This window comes from Dictyobacter alpinus, assembly GCF_003967575.1.
Classification (GTDB): domain Bacteria; phylum Chloroflexota; class Ktedonobacteria; order Ktedonobacterales; family Ktedonobacteraceae; genus Dictyobacter; species Dictyobacter alpinus.
Window position 1 is genome coordinate 220,202 of the sequence record NZ_BIFT01000001.1, and the last position, 20,549, is coordinate 240,750.

The 20,549-nt window shown below is 47.4% G+C and carries 13 protein-coding genes; 6 read left to right on the top strand and 7 right to left on the bottom strand.

What is annotated here, in order from left to right:
- The first annotated feature begins 169 nt into the window (after positions 1-169).
- The 5 genes from EL633_RS00895 to EL633_RS00915 all read left to right on the top strand — a co-directional run bounded on the left by EL633_RS00895 (position 170) and on the right by EL633_RS00915 (position 7,524).
- On the top strand, positions 170-838 hold the full coding sequence (locus EL633_RS00895) for a hypothetical protein (protein ID WP_126625388.1): 669 nt from the start codon (positions 170-172) through the stop codon (positions 836-838).
- A 294-nt stretch (positions 839-1,132) separates the two neighbouring features.
- Positions 1,133-3,073 carry an acetate--CoA ligase gene (acs, locus tag EL633_RS00900; protein ID WP_126625389.1) on the top strand — a complete coding sequence of 647 codons (1,941 nt, stop codon included), beginning with the start codon at positions 1,133-1,135 and terminating at the stop codon, positions 3,071-3,073.
- Between the two features lie 184 nt (positions 3,074-3,257).
- Entirely contained in the window at positions 3,258-5,336 is a 2,079-nt protein-coding gene (locus tag EL633_RS00905; protein WP_126625390.1) for an arginine--tRNA ligase, read from the top strand.
- A 336-nt stretch (positions 5,337-5,672) separates the two neighbouring features.
- Positions 5,673-6,530, top strand: coding sequence for an LLM class F420-dependent oxidoreductase (locus tag EL633_RS00910; RefSeq protein ID WP_126625391.1), 858 nt, complete (start codon positions 5,673-5,675; stop codon positions 6,528-6,530).
- Between the two features lie 220 nt (positions 6,531-6,750).
- Positions 6,751-7,524, top strand: a complete 774-nt coding sequence (locus EL633_RS00915) for an alpha/beta hydrolase (RefSeq protein ID WP_126625392.1) — start codon at positions 6,751-6,753, stop codon at positions 7,522-7,524.
- A gap of 208 nt (positions 7,525-7,732) precedes the next feature.
- On the opposite strand, the gene pyrF is transcribed toward EL633_RS00915, so the two are convergent.
- From pyrF to EL633_RS00950, 7 genes are all read right to left on the bottom strand, one after another.
- Positions 7,733-8,581 carry an orotidine-5'-phosphate decarboxylase gene (gene pyrF / locus EL633_RS00920; RefSeq protein ID WP_126625393.1) on the bottom strand — a complete coding sequence of 283 codons (849 nt, stop codon included), beginning with the start codon at positions 8,579-8,581 and terminating at the stop codon, positions 7,733-7,735.
- 29 nt (positions 8,582-8,610) lie between these two features.
- Complete coding sequence (locus EL633_RS00925) at positions 8,611-9,270, bottom strand: phosphoribosyltransferase family protein (protein WP_126625394.1); 660 nt, start codon at positions 9,268-9,270, stop codon at positions 8,611-8,613.
- Between the two features lie 200 nt (positions 9,271-9,470).
- Positions 9,471-12,686: a carbamoyl-phosphate synthase (glutamine-hydrolyzing) large subunit gene (gene carB, locus EL633_RS00930; RefSeq protein ID WP_126625395.1), complete on the bottom strand. Its 3,216-nt coding sequence runs from the start codon at positions 12,684-12,686 to the stop codon at positions 9,471-9,473.
- Positions 12,679-13,824: a glutamine-hydrolyzing carbamoyl-phosphate synthase small subunit gene (carA, locus tag EL633_RS00935; RefSeq protein ID WP_126625396.1), complete on the bottom strand. Its 1,146-nt coding sequence runs from the start codon at positions 13,822-13,824 to the stop codon at positions 12,679-12,681. The genes carB and carA overlap by 8 nt, the downstream gene beginning before the upstream one ends.
- Positions 13,825-13,959: 135 nt before the next feature.
- Positions 13,960-14,952, bottom strand: a complete 993-nt coding sequence (gene pyrB / locus EL633_RS00940; RefSeq protein WP_126625397.1) for an aspartate carbamoyltransferase — start codon at positions 14,950-14,952, stop codon at positions 13,960-13,962.
- A gap of 440 nt (positions 14,953-15,392) precedes the next feature.
- Positions 15,393-16,787 (bottom strand): solute carrier family 23 protein, encoded by a 1,395-nt coding sequence (locus EL633_RS00945; protein ID WP_126625398.1) that lies wholly within the window; start codon positions 16,785-16,787, stop codon positions 15,393-15,395.
- A 241-nt stretch (positions 16,788-17,028) separates the two neighbouring features.
- Complete coding sequence (locus EL633_RS00950; RefSeq protein WP_126625399.1) at positions 17,029-17,778, bottom strand: FKBP-type peptidyl-prolyl cis-trans isomerase; 750 nt, start codon at positions 17,776-17,778, stop codon at positions 17,029-17,031.
- A gap of 172 nt (positions 17,779-17,950) precedes the next feature.
- Here EL633_RS00950 and EL633_RS00955 point away from each other — a divergent pair, with 172 nt between their 5' ends.
- Positions 17,951-20,533 carry an Eco57I restriction-modification methylase domain-containing protein gene (locus EL633_RS00955; protein ID WP_161981843.1) on the top strand — a complete coding sequence of 861 codons (2,583 nt, stop codon included), beginning with the start codon at positions 17,951-17,953 and terminating at the stop codon, positions 20,531-20,533.
- The last annotated feature ends 16 nt before the right edge of the window (positions 20,534-20,549 follow it).

A 20,549-nucleotide genomic window follows, 5' to 3' on the forward strand; every position in this document is an offset into this window, starting at 1 on the left:
AAAAAGCTGCAAAGTCAAGCATAAGTAATATCTTTCTAGCATACATCCTTAATATATCAAGCTTCCAATCAGCAAGCTTGTTCAGGCGGCAGGTACGGTGCAAGTAATGATATACTTAGAGTCTATCCACAAGGATGAGGACTATCTAGCACGAGGAAAGATGCGAAGCATGCGTTATTTACAACAATTGTTTCAACATAGCAAAACCTACTTGCTTCCTGGCATGTTTGCGCCTGTCGTGATTGGTACCTTACTCGCCTGGCAAACCCTGACGTTTCTACGTTGGTGGCCTTTTACCTGTATGCTCGTGATAAATATCAGCCTCTTTGTCTTACTTTATGGTTATCTACTTCCCCGCAGGACTGCATTTGCAGCTCACAAACATGGCTGGATCAGTATGTTGCTGGTATGTTGTTCGAGTATCTTACTTTTAAGCACTGCCTATCTTTTACAAGTCGGAAATTGGAATGTCAGCATACTGCTGGCAGGCGTTCCTATGGGTCTCTACACAACAATTGTTTTCTACTGTCAGCACTATGGAACACAACAAATAGGCCCAAACCAGGAATATATCAGCGTCCGGAAACTGCGCCTGATTGGCGCTGGTCTCACAAGCTTGATTGCCTTTGCCATTGTACTGGATTGCCTTGCTGGCATCTATCCCTGGTATGCAGGCATCGCTATTCTGACCACGTTCCCTGTCTTACTCACACTCCTACGTATAGGACAGGATAGGAGAAACATTCTGCACTTACGTATTACTACTTCTGGCGCTTATGTAAAGACTGCACTACTTTTTGCGCTTGCTCTGCTTATTCATGGCTTTATTGGCGTCTGATACCCGCTGGCACAGGTGTCTATCTAAGCCTGGTTTACCAAAATCAGACAGGAAACTCTTTCTAAACCCTGCTTCGTTCCATATAATAGAAAAGGATCATAAAAAAGAGGGGCTAACGAGACAACGCCCACTGCACCTTTTACTTACCCAGATCAGACCTATTCACAGGCAATTCGCAAAAGTATGTTGGACATAAACATTGAAATCCCCACGCTACCTGTTCTACAATGAAGTGATGCACACACTAACAGCAATCTAGGGACGGCCCTTTTGTATTGAGGAGGATACATAGATATGAGCAGTAATCTATTTGAAGACACCGATTCAATTTTATCTGAAGAACGTATTTTCCCTCCTACCCAGGAGATGGTAGACAACGCAAATATCACCGCTTATATGAAATCGAAAGGCTTCGATGAATACGAGGCCTTCTATAAGTGGTCATTGGAGAACCGCTACGAATATTGGGATGACATGGCTAAAGAACTTCACTGGTTTGAGCCATGGCAAAAGACGTTTGAATGGACCGAAAAACCGTTTTTTAAGTGGTTCGTTGGCGGCAAAATAAATATTGTCTATAACTGCCTGGATCGCCATATGGAGACCGATGTGCGCCATAAAGTGGCGTTCCACTGGGAAGGTGATGGCGGCGAGACACGCTCAATAACCTACGAGCAGTTGTATGTGGAGACGAATCGCCTGGCAAAAGGACTACAAAATCTGGGCATCAAGAAAGGCGATCGTGTCGCTATCTATATGCCTGCTATCCTGGAACAGATCGTGGCGGTCCTGGCTGTAGCCCGCCTGGGCGCTGTACATACAGTGGTCTTTGGTGGTTTCGCGGCCAGTGCGTTGCGCGATCGTATTATCGATGCTGAGGCAAAACTGGTCATTACCGCCGATGGCAATCATCGTGGCGGTAAGCTGATCAAACTAAAACAGATCAGCGATGAGGCAGTGGCGGAGACTCCCACCATCGAACATGTAGTTGTTTATAATCATCAGCAGTTAGAGGTCCCGATGAAAGAGGGACGTGATATCTACTGGAATGATCTACTGGCTGATGTCCCTGCAGATACGGTCGTCCCCTGTGAGCCAATGGATAGTGAGGATCTCCTGTATATCCTTTATACCAGCGGCAGCACCGGCAAGCCTAAGGGAGTGGTACACGTCCAGGGTGGTTACGCAGTTGGAGCTTATGCCACAACCAAATTTGTCTTTGATATTAAAGATGATGATATCTATTGGTGTACCGCCGATGTGGGCTGGGTAACTGGACACAGCTACATTATCTATGGACCACTCATGACAGGTGTGACCAGCGTCCTCTTTGAGGGTACTCCAGCCTATCCTAATCCGGATCGCTGGTGGAGCGTGGCTGAACGCTTCAAGGTAACGATCCTGTATACTTCCCCTACCGGTATTCGCGGCTTGATGCGCTTTGGCGAAGAGTGGCCGGCCAAACATGATCTCTCTCACCTGCGATTACTCGGTTCAGTCGGTGAGCCAATCAATCCGGAAGCCTGGATGTGGTATCGCCACAACATCGGACACGATGAATTGCCAATCATGGATACCTGGTGGCAGACTGAGACCGGCTCGATTCTGATCAGTCCTACTATTATCCAACCATTGAAACCCGGTAGCGCGACCCGGCCACTTCCAACTATTGAAGCAGATGTGGTTGATAAAAACAGTAAGTCGGTAGGATTGGGTAAAGGTGGATTCCTGGTCATTCGCCATCCCTGGCCGAGCCAGATGCGCACCATCTATGGCGATCCTGCTCGCTATCTGACCTACTGGGAGACGCTTCCCAATGTGTACTTTGCTGGTGATGCTGCGACTATCGACAAACAGGGCTTTATTCGTGTACAGGGCCGTGTCGATGATGTCATCAAGGTGAGTGGCCATCGCCTCGGTTCGATGGAGATCGAGTCTAGCCTGGTTAGCCATCCTGCGGTTGCTGAGGTTGCAGCGATTGGGAAGCCAGATGAGCTCAAGGGCGAACACGTCAAAGTGTTTGTGATCCTCAAAAATGGTTTTGAGCCGTCCGACGAACTGGCCAAAGAACTTAAACTACACGTCCGTACCACGGTAGGTGCTCTGGCCGTGCCCGAGGAGCTTGAGTTTACTCCAAGCCTCCCAAAGACACGTTCAGGAAAAATCATGCGCCGTGTCATCCGGGCGAAAGAGTTGGGCGAGCCGGTTGGCGATACCAGCACACTGGACGGCTAACTGACGCCTACAGCTATTATCCGAATAACACGAAGAACGAGGGCAGACGATCAAATGTCTGCCCTCGTTCATGTATAACCTCTGCTATCAGGCCACAAGCGATGTCCACTTTACCAGTGCTTGACCATAGGCACAACCTACGATATAGTAAGTTGCAACATTCAGGTTGAAGAGAGAGGGTTTGATGACAGTATCTAGTGAGGCACATTCTATGACCGAAACATCGGCGCAAGATATTCACGCATATCTTATTGGTATTATGCAACAGGCGGTCGCAACATTCCTGGAACAAGAGCAGATCGAATTTGATGCGGCCCAGCTACCTATCGATTTACGTCTTTCGGCACAGGCTAGCTTTGGTGATTATTCTATTCCCGTTATGGCCTGGTCGGGCAAACTCAAACGGCCTCCGTTGAAAATCGCTGAGGCCTTACAAGCCATCCTTCAGGCGCACCCACAGCCCATTATCCAGGAAGTTACCGCCACCAAACCGGGCTATCTCAACATTCGCCTGAACCGCCCTACGGTTGGCCAGAGCATCATTGAACGTGTACTCGAAGCAGGTCCCGATTATGGACAACATGAAGTCAGTATCGGCACGAAAGTTATCGTTGAGCACACCAACATCAATAGTAATAAAGCGGCCCACGTTGGTCACCTGCGTAACTCATGTATTGGTGATACCGTGGTACGTATGTTGCGCTCTCAGGGTTATCAAGTAGAAGCCGACAATTATATTGATGACTCAGGTGTACAGGTTGCAGATGTTGTGGTTGGCTTCACGATGCTACAGCGTGGCCTGTTTGATCTTGCCGGCGGCAATGAGCAACAGCCAGATGAATCATTTGACTACTACTGCTCACGCGTGTATACCACGATCAGCAAGATTTATGACAATAAAGAGTCTGAGCTGGGACAGATGGCCGCCAGATTACGTAAAGAAGTTTTGCACTCAATCGAGCATGGAGAAGAGCCAGAATCAGGGCCCGATTATCCAGTCATGGCTGCCGATATCTCCCACCAGATTGTTCAGGCGCACTTAAAGACGATGTCTCGCCTCAATATCTCCTATGATGTGTTGCCCTGGGAGTCAGCAATCCTCCGTGCTGGCCTGTGGCAACATACTTTTGAGATGCTCAAAGAGCGTGGTTTATTGGAAAAACCAGAGACTGGTCATGCCGCCGGCTGCTGGATCTTACCCTTTGGTGAAGGCGAAAGCCAGACCAGCGAGGGCGATCGTAACAGTGATAAGATCCTGGTCCGCAGCGATGGGACTGCCACGTATACCGCGAAAGATATTGCCTACCAGCTATGGAAATTTGGTCTGGCTGATCAGCTGGGAGTTGAATTCCATTTTGTGCCCTGGGGTATCCAGCACGATGGTCGCAAACTCTGGACGATGCGCACACCGAACGACACTCTGTTAAAACAAAACACGGATGAGGCACCAGCGACAAAATTTGGTCATGCCAAAAAGGTCATCAATGTCATCGACGGACGCCAGTCCTACTTACAGCAGGTAGTGTATGAAAGCTTACGCCGGCTGGGTTATGAAGAACAGGCTGATAATTCCAAACATCTAGCCTATGAGGTCGTGACACTCTCAGCATCAACCGCTGCACAGTTGGGCATCGATACCTCTGATGGTCGCGAGTATTACGCGATGTCCGGACGTAAAGGCATTGAAATTAAGGCCGATGATTTGATTAATGCCGCTATTGAGAGTATGAAAGAGGTCGCCAAGAAAAATAATAAGCCCGATCTCTCTGATGAGACTGCGGCGATTCTAGCCTCCTCAGCAATCCGCTACTTTATGATTCGCTTCAACCTACAACAGATTATCGCGTTGGATATGGATGAGGTCTTGCGCCCCAATGGCGATACTGGCGTCTATCTCCAATATGCCTATGCGCGTGCTAACAGCATCCGTCGCCGGTTACAGGACTCAGGCTATACCATTCCAACTACACTGGAACAGTTACCTGAACAACTCGAACAGAGCGAATGGGATCTGCTACGCCATCTGGATGCCTATCCTCGTCGTCTGGCAGAATATGCCGAACAGCTGGCACCAGCAATGCTGGCTTCATACACTTACGATCTGGCTGCTCATTTCAGTGACTTTTACGAGCACACCGCACCTATCGTAAAAGAAACCGATGAACAAGTCAAAGCCTTCCGTACCTTACTGGTTCAGGCTACCGCCCAAACCATGAACAATGCCTTGCGTGTATTAGGCTTTGAACCACTTGAGCGTATCTAGATCCTAAACATCCCCAGCTCCTCTAACCTCGATAGGGTTAGAGGAGCTTTTTTTATCTTCCCCTCGACCCTACACAGACCAGAGCTTTTTCATGTTCGCCCAGAGATCGCAGGGAGATCACTCGCAAGCGATCAGATGTACATTATTTCAGGTGTTGTGTGTGTGGTGCGCGGCTGCAGCCGCGCACCACACACACAACCCGGCGCCGCAGGCGCCAAAAAGGAACATGAAAAAGCCCTGGTAACAGACTGGATTGCTTGCAGTGAGCGACATGATGGGGTAGACTGAAGAGTCAAACACTAAATAGAAGTAATGTACGAAGGAGAGTATGCTATTATGACTCACCTGAGTTTTGGTGTAAAAACCGCTCCACAATGGACAACGTATGAGGATATGCTGGCTATCTGGCAGGCGGCAGATCAAGAACCTTTGCTAGAACATGCCTGGCTTTTCGACCACTTCTTTCCTCTTTATGGCGAATTAAGTGGGCCGTGTCTTGAAGGATGGACCGTCCTGGCCGCTTTCGCGGCTGTGACTAAACGTATTCGCCTTGGCCTGATGGTTACTGGCAACACCTATCGCCATCCCGCTGTATTGGCTAATATCGCGGCCACCATTGATGTTATCTCCCACGGTCGTCTTGATTTCGGTATAGGCGCCGGGTGGAATGAAGCTGAGCACTCGGCGTATGGTATTCCTCTCTATAAACCGGGCGAGCGCCTGCGTCGTTTGGATGAGGCCTGTGAAGTTATCAAACGTATGTGGACTGAAAAAGGAGCGACCTTCGAGGGCCGCTATTACCAGATCAAAGATGCCTATTGCGAACCCAGACCTGTACAGCAGCCCTATCCTCCATTTGTGATCGGGGGCGGTGGTGAGAAACTCACGCTCCGTATTGTCGCTAAATACGCCAGCGTCTGGAACATGGCCGGGGGATCCGTTGAGGACTTCAAACATAAAAATGCGATTCTAGATCAACACTGTGCAGAAATAGGACGCAATCCAGCAGAGATCGCACGTTCGATTCAGATCGTGATCAATCCCGATAATCTAGAAGAGACGCGTGAGCAGATACGTAGCTATATTGAGGCCGGCGTAAATCATATTGTCCTTAATATCCGCCCTCCTTTTCCCGAGGCTATCGTCCATCGCCTCGTTCAGGAAGTCGTTGAGCCACTGAAGAACTCACACTAAGAAAACTGCATATACATACCATAATAGTTTCCTTTACTATAATGGCTACTTATTATCCAGTATATCGTTTTTAATCGCAAAGCGTGTAAGTCAGTTTAGAATCCTGAACTGACTTACACGCCTTGTAGTTTTAACTATTGTTGACATATCTATATCCAATTATTATACTGGTATTACAAATATGTGACACAAAAGACACACGAAAGAGGATTATTTTACGATGAAATCACCTCGCCTGCTGTCATTCCTGTTTATCTTGCTTTTTCTGGCTGCCTGTGGATCGGAAGCACCAGCAAAACCAACCACAGTCGCCACTCCTCAGGCAACACCAACACCTGCGATTACACCAACCGCCACGATACCTCAAGTCTCTTCTCATCTGGTCCATTTTAAGACCTCAGACAATGTTCAGTTGGCAGGCTCACTCTATGGAAGCGGCAAGGCTTTTGTCATCTGTTCACATGAGTTGAGCACCGATAAGAAAATCTGGGAGAACAGTGGTGTACCTCAACGGCTGGCATCCCTGGGCTATCAGGTATTGGCCTACGATTTTCGAGGTAATGGTGATTCGGAAGGGACAAGTGACATCACAATCCTGGATACGGATCTGCGGGCGGCGATTGCTTTTGTGAAAAAACAAGGTGCGACGAAGATTGTATTGCTCGGTTCAAGTATGGGCGGAACCGCCTCGCTGAAAGTGGCGGCTAACACCAACGTAGCGGCTGTTATTACGCTCTCTTCTCCCGAAATGTTTCCAACCAATGTTACCGACGACGATGTGAAGGCAATCAAAGCACCAAAGCTCTTTGTGAATAGCAAGTTCGACACATACTCGGAGGATACGATCCATATGCATTCAATTGCCAAAGATCCCAAAGAGTTGCAGATGTATGAGGGCAATTTACATGGCACCGCAATCTTTGATAGTGATAATGGTGACAAACTGACACAGCTCATCCTTAAATTTGTGACCCATTATGCCCCTGTTCACTAACTAACGCCATGTGCAAGTTTTCCACATACCTACTTTTTTGAGAAGGAAGATGACGAGGCGGTCGCGACAGCCTCGTCATCTTCCTCCTCAAAACAAGCGAGAGCCGTATATAGTAGTCCACCCATAATCTATGGAAAAATCAATAAGCAAAAAGAAGCCATAAAATTATGCAAGGATAATTTTATGGCTTCTTAGAAACAGCTAGCAGTTAGTTGCGATAGCTATTGATTTCGGTACGCAAGGCACTAGTGGCTGAACGGGCAGCCTGCGCGAAATCTGCTTCTTTAGAGGCATAGATAATGCCACGTGAGGAGTTAATGATCATACCCCATCCCCGGCTATCCTGTCCGGCTTTCACTGTGGCGGCAACATCGCCCCCTTGAGCACCTATGCCGGGAATCAGCAATGGCAGGTCACCTACCAGCATGCGTACACGCTGCAACTCAGCGGGATAAGTGGCACCAACCACAAGGGCACAATTACCATTGTTGTTCCAATAGCGGGCCACATTACGGGCGACAGCCAGATAGAGCGGCTCACGTTCCTCGCCCACCAGCAGATCTTGAAATTCACCGGACCCTGAATTGGAGGTCTTTACCAGTACAATCACACCTTTATCTGCACGTGCCAGAAAGGGTGCCAGAGCCTCTTTTCCTAAATAGGGATGGACCGTGATGGCATCAGCCTGCAAAAGATCAAATGATGATCGGACATATCCTAAGTTTGTATTGCTATTATCGCCCCGCTTGGCATCCAGTATGATGGGAACCTCTGGATAATTCGTCTTACTATAAGATACTATCTGGGCTAGCGCGCGCATTCCAACCTCGCCATAGGCTTCATAGAAAGCGCTATTCGGCTTAAATGCACATACCAGGTCAGCGGTCGCATCGATGATAGCACAGGCAAAAAAAACTAGCGCATCTTCAGGTGTACGCCCCTCTTTAACCACTTCGGGCAAACGCTCGTATTCTGGATCAAGTCCAACGCAGACAAAATGTCCCTGCTGCCAGCGCTGCTCAAGTAAAGCCAGAAAGGTCTTTGGCTGGTTTGTCATTATCACGCTCCTTTCATCCCATTCCCCATTTACTTATGCTGATTTTTCTGACGAGCGATGAAGGCACGGCCTTTGCCAAGTTCAGTATTGACCGGAACGCCTTGCTGGCAGAAAGGACATTCGTCCTCGTTATAGGTCTGTAGTGAGAGCGAAATCAAAGCATGGATAGGCACATCGCCTACATCTTTGGGCTGCACACTACCACGATTACAGAGGGCACTAATACCAACGACATGTCCACCATGATGACGCACCAGATCCACAACCTGACGCACAGATCCACCTGTAGTTAATACATCTTCAACAATCAAAATATTTTTGTCCGCAATATATTTATCATAGCCACGATTAAAGGCAAATTGTTTATCAACACTATCACTGCCTTTTTCCGCAAAAACGGCCAGAGTTTCACCAGACTGGCGGCGCTGATTCAAGTAGTGAGCAACCCACTGCGACAACACAACGCCACCGATCACAGGACCAACCACAACATCGATCTGCTCGGCTTTATAGGGTTGGGCCATGAGTTGACAAAGCTCTGAAATCACCTTCGGATGCAGATAGAGCGCGTCTTTGTTAACATACACCGAACTATGGCGCCCAGAGCTATAGACAAAGTGGCTATCACTGACAACAGCCCCGACATCCGCAAACATTTTCATGATCTTTGCATCATTGTGCTCACTCATATAAAATTCCCTTGCTCTACTTTGTGATGTATTATGAGAAAAACAAGCTATCCAAACAAAGTAACGAACAGCTATGTCTTTTTTACTGGAGGAGCGCACTTATCTCTACCAGGAATATCCAGAGATGAAGTGCCACTCCGCCATATGTTCCTTTTTAATGATCCTTTGCGATAACATATACTGTCTATATTATCACTGGACTAATGTACAACAACACCCTGTTCTGAATATTCATCCCACGATTTGATGGGAATGGTTGCCAGATCTTGTTCGACAAGGGCCTTTGCAAACAGCCGTGCCTGCTTGATTTTCGTGAACAGATGGATATTGTGATCTACCGCGTAACGACGCATGGCGTAATCATCATCCAGTTCTTTATTGATGTGGCCCTCAACAATATTGATTGCCAGATCGATCTTATTATCCGCAAAGTAGGTCAGAACGTTAGGGGCCTTCTCTTCATGGATCTTGTAGAGCATCGTGGTTTCGACGCCGTGTTCGCGCAAGAATGCACTCGTCTTCTCTGTCGCATACAATGGCACGCCCAGCGTTGCTAACAATCTGGCACTCTCCAGGAATTTTGCCTTTTTCTCATCACCACCAAGGCTGATAAAGATACCCTTCTGGGGAATTTTACCTCCAGTTGCGAGAATGGCTTTGAGATAAGCTTCTTCCAGGTTGTCACCAAAGCAGGCAACTTCGCCCGTCGAGGCCATTTCAACCCGTAGGACGGGGTCCGCACCGGTTAGACGCGAGAAGGAGAATTGAGGGGCTTTGACGGCGGTGAAGTTTAGCTCTGGCATCTCAACTACGGGGATAGTATCTTGAAAGAGTGCATCCACAAAGAGTTCGATAAAGTTTATACCTGTCACTTTTGAGATAAAAGGAAAGGTACGTGAGGCCCGCAGGTTCACTTCAATTACATAGACCTGGTTATCCTTGGCCAGGAACTGCATATTGAAAGGTCCTGTGATCTTCAAGGCGCTGGCAACGGCTCGTCCGACCTGCTCAATACGCGTTTTGGTCTCAATATTGAGGGTCTGTGGAGGTAGCACAATCGAAGCGTCGCCCGAATGGACGCCGGCATTTTCAATGTGCTCAGAGATCACAAAAGCTTTGATCTCGCCACGCTGGGCAACTGCGTCCAGTTCAATCTCTTTTACCTTGCGCATAAATTTGGAGACTGTTACCGGATGCTCAGGTGAGACGGCAGCGGCTTCACGCACATATTGTTCCAACTCTTGCTGGTTGTAGCAGATATTCATCGCACTGCCAGAAAGTACGTACGAAGGCCGTACGAGAACTGGAAAACCAACCCGCTCAGCAAAACTGGTCAGCTCACTTAAATCTGTAAAACTGTTCCATGCTGGCTGATGAATATCCAATGAATCTAACAGGGCAGAGAATTTATTGCGGTCCTCAGCACGATCAATATCATTAGCATCTGTCCCTAACAGACGGAAACCATATTTCTGTAAGGCACGCGCCCGATTGTTTGGTGTCTGGCCGCCTACCGAGACAATCACGCCCAACGCGGCTTCAAACTCGCAGATATCAGCGATACGCTCAAAGGTCAGTTCATCAAAGTAGAGCCGATCAGAGGTATCATAATCCGTTGAGACCGTCTCCGGGTTGCAGTTGATAATGATTGAACGCTTGTGATATTTATGCAGCGCCTGCACTGTACTGACTGAAGTCCAGTCAAATTCTACCGACGAACCGATACGATAGGGTCCAGAACCAATGACGATCACACCACTCTCACCAATAGGAGTAACGTCATTATGCTGTCCATTATAAGTGGTATAGAGATAATTGGTCTCAGATGGGAATTCCGCACCCAGTGTATCGATCTGGAACACGCTAGGCACGACACCTGCCTGCTTACGAATGGCACGAACCTCCAGGCCAGTCTTGCCGATCAGTTCACCAATACGTTTGTCAGAGATACCAGCCTGTTTCAGGGTACGCAAGCGACTCTCTGGCAGCGTTGGATCACTATGGAGTCCTTCCTCCAGGTTCACGATATGTTTGATGCGTTGCAAGAACCAGAGATCAATACCGGTAACCTCGTGAATCTTTTCGAGGCTATAGCCATTGCGCATGGCTAACGGCAGGACAAACATGCGCTTGGGTGTGGGGGTATACAGATATTTACTAATCACATCAGCGACGATATCGCCACTCGTAGCAAAAACCTTCTCCGAGGTTGCCCCTTCAAAATCAAGGTCCAACATCCGAATGGCTTTTTGATAGGCTTCCTCAAAGGTTCGTCCAATACCCATCACCTCACCAACCGACTTCATGCCTGTACCAATTGTTTCGTCCACACCTTTGAATTTGTCCAGGTCCCAACGAGGGATCTTGACTACGACGTAATCAAGGCTTGGTTCGAAACAAGCTCTGGTTACACCTGTCACCTGATTGGTAAGTTCTGTTAAAGCATAACCAAGGGCTAATTTAGCGGCCACATAGGCCAGTGGATAGCCTGTCGCTTTACTGGCCAATGCCGAGCTACGTGAGAGACGGGCATTGACTTCAATGACTGAATATTGTGAAGTCTCTGGATTGAGCGCATACTGGACGTTACATTCACCAACGATGCCCAGACTGCGTACAATGGCAACTGAGGCCGAGCGTAACATATGATACTCGGAGTTTGTCAGCGTCTGACTGGGGGCAATTACCACTGATTCGCCAGTATGGATACCCAGAGGATCCATGTTCTCCATGTTACAAACGGTAATACAATTGTCGAAGGCGTCACGCACCACTTCATATTCAACTTCTTTAAAATGGTGCAGGTACTTCTCAATCAATACCTGGGGAGCAAAAGCCAGAGCACCATTCACGATATGCTCTAGTTCCTGGCGATCTTTAGCGATACCAGAACCTTGTCCACCCAGTGCAAAACCGGCACGCACCATGACCGGAAAACCAATCTCTTCCGCAATTACCAACGCGTCTTTAAGTGTCTCAGCAGTCCTACTTTGTGGTGTGGGAATATTAATGCGTCCCAGATGTCGCGCGAACTCATCACGATCCTCAGTCAAAATGATCGCGGAGATCGGTGTACCAAGGATCTTCACACCGTACTTCTCCAGCACGCCATTGCGGTGCAGGTCAATACCACAGTTCAAGGCCGTCTGACCACCAAAGGACAGCAAGATACCATCTGGTCGCTCTTTAGCAATAACCTTTTCCACAAAGAATGGTGTTACTGGCAAAAAGTAGACCTTATCAGCCATTTCTCGGGATGTCTGAATAGTAGCAATATTGGGATTGACCAGAACGGTCGAGATTCCCTCTTCTTTTAGTGCCTTAAGAGCCTGGGAGCCTGAATAATCAAATTCACCGGATTGTCCAATTTTTAGAGCACCCGCTCCTAGTACCAGCACCTTACCTGGTTTAGTCATGTTCGCCTCTTACCCTCTCCAGAAAGTAGTCAAAAATCCAATCGGTATCCTCAGGACCTGGGGCGGCCTCGGGATGGAACTGGACCGAAAAGAACGGTAGATGTTGGTGTTTGATGCCTTCATTACTGCCATCGTTGGCGTTAATAAACCAGGACTCAAAGCCCTCAGGCAATGTGCCGACAGCAAAACCATGATTTTGGGTTGTGATATAGCAACGCTTGCTTCCTTGTAAAAGCGCCGGCTGATTCTGGCTACGATGCCCGTATTTCAACTTATAGGTATCGCCACCTGCTGCGAGAGACAGGATTTGATGGCCCAGACAGATGCCCATGGTGGGTATACCACGCTCCATGGCGATACGCACTGTCTCGATCGCCTTATCCGCCATCTTAGGATTACCGGGTCCATTCGAGATCAAGATGCCATCGAAATCAAAGGTACAGGCATCAGAGAACAGATCGTAGTCCCATGGTATAGTGATGACATGGACATGTTTGTGGAGCAGGCTACGTAGGATATTCCGCTTGGCACCACAGTCCAGCAGGACGATGGTAGTATCCCCTTCTCCATCCTGCTGCACTTCCGTTCCCGAAACACGCGCTACCAGGTTATCGTTATTGGGATCATAAAAAGGAATGTCCTCTTCGAAAACGATCTTACCAAGCATTGCCCCATGCGTACGGATATGTTGCGTTAACAAACGTGTATCTTTGATTTCTAATGCCGGGATCCGTTCGCGCTTGAGCCATTCGCCCAGGCTCATAGTGCTTTGCGGATGGGAGGGGGTATCAACATAATTGGAGACAATCAAACCAGACACATGAATATGATCATCTTCCCATAATGATTTATCTGGTACGCCATAATTACCCATCAGGGGAAAGGTCATGGTCAAGATTTGTCCGGCGAACGAGGCATCGGTCAAAGCTTCCGGATAACCAACCATACCTGTGCAAAAAACGACTTCACCAGCAGAGGGTCCCTGGTAGCCAAACGAAATGCCTTCAAAACGCGTCCCATCTTCTAATAACAGGGTCCCATAAGTAGGTGGACGTTCAGAGTTTCCAACGTAACTTTCTATTCTCTGTGTATCCTCAGGTGACACCAGCAGGTTACCAGTGACATTATTATTATGCATGTATGATCCTCTCAGATTGCGATATATTGTCAAAAAAAGTCCACTCCACATATCCAGCCAGATCAACACCGGGAGCGGTCCATACGTCAAATTTTATACAGTCGCCATAGACATGTACGCTATAAACCCGTAAGTTTATAGACGACCAAGCACCAGTGCCAGCAATGCCATACGGGTATAGACACCATTACGAATTTGTGAGCGCAGGTAAACGGCTCGCTCGTCCGCGTCAACCGCTGGATCAACCGACTCAACTCGAGGCAGAGGATCCATCAGGATCATGTCCTTTTTAGCATACGTTTTGAGTAGTTCCGGCGATGCGACCACAATCTCGCTCTGAGCCTTCTGATACTCTTCAGCGGAAGCGAAACGCTCTTTCTGCACCCGCGTCCAATACCAGAAATCACAGTTTTTGGGAATATCCTGCTCACGATGAATCTCGATCAAGCGAATACCCCGATCCTGCAAGCTCACATAATCATCGCGAGATAGTTGCAACTGCCGCGGCGAGAGTACATACATAGTATTGTTCTCGTAGAGTGAGAGCCCACGCAACAGTGAGTGGATCGTCCGGCTATTCAGGGCATCGCCCGCCAACAGACCCGTCAGATTATCCAGGCGTCCAAAGCGCTCATACAGCGTATACATATCCAGCAAAGTCTGCGTTGGATGCTCATTGTTACCATCGCCCGCGTTGATTACTGGCACAAAGTTTGCTGCCAGCGCCGCCTGCTTAGCGGCTCCCGAGAAACGGTGGCGCAAAACAATCGCATTGGTATATGCTTCCATCACCTGAATGGTATCCTCAAAGGTCTCACCTTTGCTGACCGAAGAAAACACCTCAGGATTCTGCATCTCAATGGTCTGCCCCCCCAGACGCTTGACTGCCGCGGCAAAAGAACCGAACGTCCGACTAGAAGGTTCAAAGAATAATAAGCCTACCAGTAAACCTTCTAATAAACGAGAAGGCTCATTATTCTCAGCGATTCGCTTCATCTGACGTGTATGATTAAATAAAACCGTCAGATCTTCAACCGAGAATTGATCCAGGGACACAATATCCTTGCCCTTAAAATCCCCATTAATCATCTCAATTTCTGGCTGTATACGAGACGGAACCTGATACATAAAACCTCCCTTGATCAGTTACAACGACAGGTTGATAGGTCATCCTTTTCTTCCTCTCCAGTCACCAATATCTGGCTGTTTTCTCTATGGAGAGAGTATCTCTTCTATCGAACTACGAAACACCTTTAAGCTTGCAAAAAAAAATTCCTCACCCCCGGAATAAAAGGGATGAGGAAAAATTATTTCTTCTAAGAGAAACGACACCGGGCCCATCATGAAAATGAATGGATTGACATATCTTTTGCGCAAGCATATTGATGTGCCATAGTTTTTTGCCCATGTAGATGCCGTGTCCTTTTTTCAAAAACTAGTTGGGAAGCAGTTTCAAATTGCTAAGAGTATACCCTATGAAATTCATCAATGTCAAGCTAATCATCACCAAATCATACGGGAAAAGCTACCATATTCGCTATTCCTGGGAGCCACTTTTATGAATACTATTATGACTCCTCGCTACCAACAGCTGAATCAGCAGCGACTGCTTCATCTGGCTGTGCTTCTTTTTCACGCAAAATTTGATAGAGGACAATGGCAGTAAATGTGGCAACCCCAATGCCATCAAAGGTGATATTGCCAAACTTGATCACAATTCCACCAACCATACCTGAACCGATAATCAAAGAGATACCTGCAGTCAAGAGATTGCGACTCTTAGCAAAGTCAACGTTGTTTTCAACCCAGATACGAGCACCCGAAATAGCAATTAAGCCAAACAGGACAATCGAGAGCCCACCAAAAACACCTGTGGGAATAGTACCAATAAGAGCACCAAATTTAGGACAAAAACCAAGTAGGATAGCCACAAAACTGGCAACGACAAAGATCAGCGTCGAATAAATCCTGGTTACGGCCATAACCCCAATATTTTCAGCATAGGTCGTAACACCAGTGCCACCGCCAAAACCTGAAACGATAGTCGCAACAGCATCACCCATAAAAGCCCGACCCAGATATTTATCTAGATTCTGACCCGTCATCGATGAAACAGCGCGTACGTGTCCAATATTTTCTGCCAGTAGAATGATAACCACAGGAGCAATCAGACTAATCGCGCTACCGGAAAAAGCGGGCATAGAAAAGTGGGGTAAACCGATCCAGGCTGCCTTTGCAACCTTGCCAAAATCAATCTTAGGACCCAATCCGATAAAACCGCAGATAAGATTGATCAGGTAAGCAATAATGCCCCCAATGAGAATCGAGAGGCGACGTAATGAACCTGGGGCATAGACTGCAATCAAAGCAACCGCAATGACAGTAACTGCAGCCATCCAACCCGCAAAGGCGCTACCTGTAGCCTGCCCAATAGCCGCCCCCGACAAATTTAGGCCTATCGACGCCACTACCGATCCGGTAACAACTGGTGGCATTAATTTTTCAACCCAGCGGGAGCCAACAAACATTACGATAAGCGCAACAAGCGCATAGATGATACCTACTACGACAATACCGCCAAGAGCTACAGGAATATTAGGATTAAGACCACCTACACCACCATGATAGCCAGTAGCAGCCACGACAACACCAATAAAAGCAAAGCTTGAACCTACATAACTAGGGACGCGTCCACCTACAATCAAGAAGAAGATAAGTGTACCAATACCAGAAAAGAATATGGCGGTATTGGGATCAAAACCCATGGCTAAAGGCGCAAAAACAGTGGAACCAAACATGGCCAGTACGTGTTGTAGACCAACCAGCACTGTTGGGCCCCAGGGCAAACGCTCATCAGGCCGAATAATACCTTCAGTTTTAACTTGCCAGCGTGGAAAATATGATTTCTGCTCGACCTCTTCTATGTTTGTAGAATGTTCATTATTCAGTTTCGGAACTCCCATGACAATCCTCTTACCTTACAAAAATAATCGTAGAGCTGTAAGACAAAAAAAATCATCCCCTTCTGGATGAGATAAGAACAATATAGCTAAACTTGTGAGAGTATACGTGCCCGATCTAGAAATGTCAAGATTATATTCTATATAGATTACACAAAATATCTATTATAAATCGTATGCATTCGTACGAATGGAAGCGATTGCCGCCATTCATACGAAGCATAAAAGTGATGGTTAGGAATCATTATTGTCCAGGCTGCTGCTGGGCCGGCGGCTGTGTAAAGCTTACAGCGGTGACATCAAAAATAAGCGTGGCTTTACCAGGAATGATCACTTTACCACTCTGGTCTTTTTGATCCTTATCGCCATAAGCCAGGCTGGATGGAATGATCAGGCGGCGGGTCTCACCAATCTTCATACCAGTAACACCTTCGTCCCAACCTTTAATGACTTGATTCTGGCCAACGGTGACGGCAAATGGCTGACCACCATGATCATAACTACTGTCAAATTTTTTGTTGCTGCCCTGAATCCAGCCCGTATACTCAAAAGCGACAGTACTGCCTGACTGCACAGCACCACCGGTACCTGGCTTGATAATGACGTATTGAAGTCCACTGGCGGTCTTGGTTGGCGTACCATCTACCTTGGGTGGGGTGTCGGGTCCCTTTGGATTTGCTTTGATTAAGGACTGGACATCGGCGGTCGCCTGCACATTGGCGGCGTTGGCGGTCTGGGTGGCGTTAACGGTGACAGCATTGGCTGCTGCGGTTGCGGTTGCGTCTGCGTGCGCTGCGGCTTCACTGCTCTGGCGTGCCGCCATTAAGGCCCAGGTCAAGGCGGCAATCAGGATCGCCAAAGCCACCAGGCCACTAAACAATAGCACAAGGCGGCGTTGGCGGCGCTGCTTACGCTGCAGGCGCTCCTGCTGGCGCTGACCAGGACGGCCTGGACGTGAAGGTGGGGGGGTCTGATTTTTCATCGTCTGCGTCACGATACTCTATTCTCCTCTGGATGATAGGCATAATCATAGCAGGTCGAGGTTACCATGATTTTATCCTTCTGACAAGAGGGACAAGAACTCAAAATGCTCTATCCTCGCTTTATCTTGACATTCTTGCTACAATAGACTCAACTACAGTACTACTCGGATGAGGAGTGTAAATGTGAATGAGCCGCCTCCTGTCCATGATACCGTATTCAGTTCGGAACAACTGAACAAAAGATTCTACAATCAGTTTAAGTCTGAACATGCTCTGGCACTCGGACAACTTCATGGTGTTGTAAATAATGACGATGCCACTGCGTACATCACCACCCTCTTACTTCGCTTGATCGTCCTTTATTTTCTTCAAGGCCAGGGACTGTTAGATAATGATCCTGACTATCTCTTCAATCGTCTACAACGTGTACGACAATGGTCAGGTCCCGACTGCTTCTATCGTGAGTATTTGCTGCCCCTCTTCAATGCACTGTATACAGGACAGCCAATAGCGCTAGCTCAAAAGATCGGCCTGGGACATCTCCCGCATGTTGAGATTCCCCTTTTTCAGCCGGACCCGCTAGAATTGCGCTCACCACTACTCCTCATAGAAGATGCTATGTTTTTTCGCCTGTTTGACTTTTTTTCTTCGTATCAATGGCAATTAGATCATCAGCTTGAGCCGCAAAAGGACACTCTCCAACCGTCTATTCTGGCCTATATCTTCGAACAGCACAGCGATCAAAAACAAACAGGCACATACTATACACAGGAAGATATAGCGCTGTATATCACAGGTTATACAATTCTCCCACGCTTACTCCTGAAGATCGCTGAAGATCTCCCTGAGACTTTTGGGGAACATGCTTCTTGCTGGCAATTGCTCAAGACACAACCCGAACGATATATTCATCAGACAGTATGTACAACAGCTTATCTACCTGAAGAAACCGAACGTGAGTATCAGCAGCGTAAAGTGCGCTATCACGACGTACTGGACCGACTCAAGACTGGCTCTATCCATAATATCGTAGATCTTATCACCTATAATCTCAATCTGCAACGTTTTACCACAGATATCCTGATGAATATCCAGGAACCCGCTTTTCTCTTGCTTTTTCTAAAAAATCTCAAACAGATAACAATTCTGGATCCTACCTGTGGCTCAGGTGCATTCTTGCTGGCAGCCATGCAACTTTTACAACCACTTTATACCCTTTGCCTGGAGCGCCTTGATGTACTTGTCACAACTTCGATCAATCAGCAAGACGCTTGCCTGAGCATTATCATAGAAGAAAGACAACAACAGCAATACCATCCTACCCGCCAACACTATATTCTGACCTTGATCGCACAGCATAATCTCTATGGTGTAGACCTTGCACCGGAGGCGATTAATATCTGTCGCTTACGCCTGTATCTGGCCCGCCTGGCTTCGATCAAACACATTGAGGATATCCAGCCATGGAGTACGCTAACCTTCAATATCCATACCGGTAATGCACTGGTGGGGACGATCTGGAATGCGGACCTGGATACACACGCTACTATCACTGCTCCCACTCAACCCACGATTGAACATAGCCAACAGCATTCTTTTCACTGGCAACAAACATTTCCTGAGGTCTTCAGCGCTGGCGGTTTTGATGTGATTGTTGGCAATCCCCCTTATCTAGAGTACAGTAAGATTAAAGGCGAATACACAATCGATGGTTATGAGGAAAAGAGTTGTGGCAATATCTATGCGGCAATCATTGAGCGTTCATTAGCTTTATGCCGACCATATCACAGTCAGCTGGGCTTAATCGTGCCAATCAGTCTATGTGGTAGTCAACGCTTTACGGCCCTACGCCAGCTATTGGTTGAAAAACATTCAGCACTCTGGCTGGCTAATTTCGAGATTTTTCCTTGCCGCCTCTTTGAAGGAGCATTTCAACGCCTCTCTATTCTATTAGCCAGCCAACAAGCCCAGCCAGTTCCTCCAACATTACATGTAACCCGTATCCACCGCTGGTATAGTGCTGAGCGTCCTTATCTACTCTCATTATTACACTACACGCAGGTACAGCAGCTCCAATTATACTTGCCCCTCGTCTTCCCAAAATTGGCTTCTAGTCAGCAAGAACTCATTCTTCAACAACTCCAACAGGTTGCCAACAAGAAGACTATAGGAATAACAATGTGTGATCAGCCCACGGAGTATTATGTATATTATCAGGAGGCGACGAATTATTGGGCGAAGGCAGTATGTCATGTGCCATTTTACAAGAAAAATGGTCAGGTGATGAACCCTCCGCATGGCAGATTTCTCTTTTTTGCGGATCAACAAACCGCGCAGAACGTTATGGCAATCTTAAATAGCTCACTTTTCTACCTCTGGTTCGCGACCTTTGCGGATGGCTTTCATCTTTCCCATGCCCTGGTCAAAAACTTTCCCCTTAACCAGGATCTGCTTTGCTCTCCAGAACTAGGCATCCTTGCACAAAGACTCGAACAAGATATACTTGTCCATGCGCGTTTAAGTACACGCAATACACAACATAAAGAACCAACCAGCAAAAGTGGACATATGATCGAACTAACAGAATATTATATGCGGCACTCTAAACCAATTCTAGATGATATCGATCGGGTACTCGCAACATATTATCGCTTTAACCCGCATGATTTAGACTTTGTGCTCCATTATGATGAGAAACATCGCCTCACAGGACCACGTAAAAAGCATAAAGGGCAAAGCAGTATTTCAAATATACTTTACAAATAAAGAGCGAGGACATATG

Bases quoted from the DNA above. Each gene is read 5' to 3' on its own strand.
- carB (WP_126625395.1), bottom strand. From the start codon at position 12,686: ATGACTAAACCAGGTAAGGTGCTGGTACTAGGAGCGGGTGCTCTAAAA.
- pyrB (WP_126625397.1), bottom strand. From the start codon at position 14,952: ATGTATCAGGTTCCGTCTCGTATACAGCCAGAAATTGAGATGATTAAT.
- EL633_RS00910 (WP_126625391.1), top strand. From the start codon at position 5,673: ATGACTCACCTGAGTTTTGGTGTAAAAACCGCTCCACAATGGACAACG.
- pyrF (WP_126625393.1), bottom strand. From the start codon at position 8,581: ATGACAAACCAGCCAAAGACCTTTCTGGCTTTACTTGAGCAGCGCTGG.
- carA (WP_126625396.1), bottom strand. From the start codon at position 13,824: ATGCATAATAATAATGTCACTGGTAACCTGCTGGTGTCACCTGAGGAT.
- EL633_RS00925 (WP_126625394.1), bottom strand. From the start codon at position 9,270: ATGAGTGAGCACAATGATGCAAAGATCATGAAAATGTTTGCGGATGTC.
- EL633_RS00895 (WP_126625388.1), top strand. From the start codon at position 170: ATGCGTTATTTACAACAATTGTTTCAACATAGCAAAACCTACTTGCTT.
- acs (WP_126625389.1), top strand. From the start codon at position 1,133: ATGAGCAGTAATCTATTTGAAGACACCGATTCAATTTTATCTGAAGAA.
- EL633_RS00915 (WP_126625392.1), top strand. From the start codon at position 6,751: ATGAAATCACCTCGCCTGCTGTCATTCCTGTTTATCTTGCTTTTTCTG.
- EL633_RS00945 (WP_126625398.1), bottom strand. From the start codon at position 16,787: ATGGGAGTTCCGAAACTGAATAATGAACATTCTACAAACATAGAAGAG.
- EL633_RS00905 (WP_126625390.1), top strand. From the start codon at position 3,258: ATGACAGTATCTAGTGAGGCACATTCTATGACCGAAACATCGGCGCAA.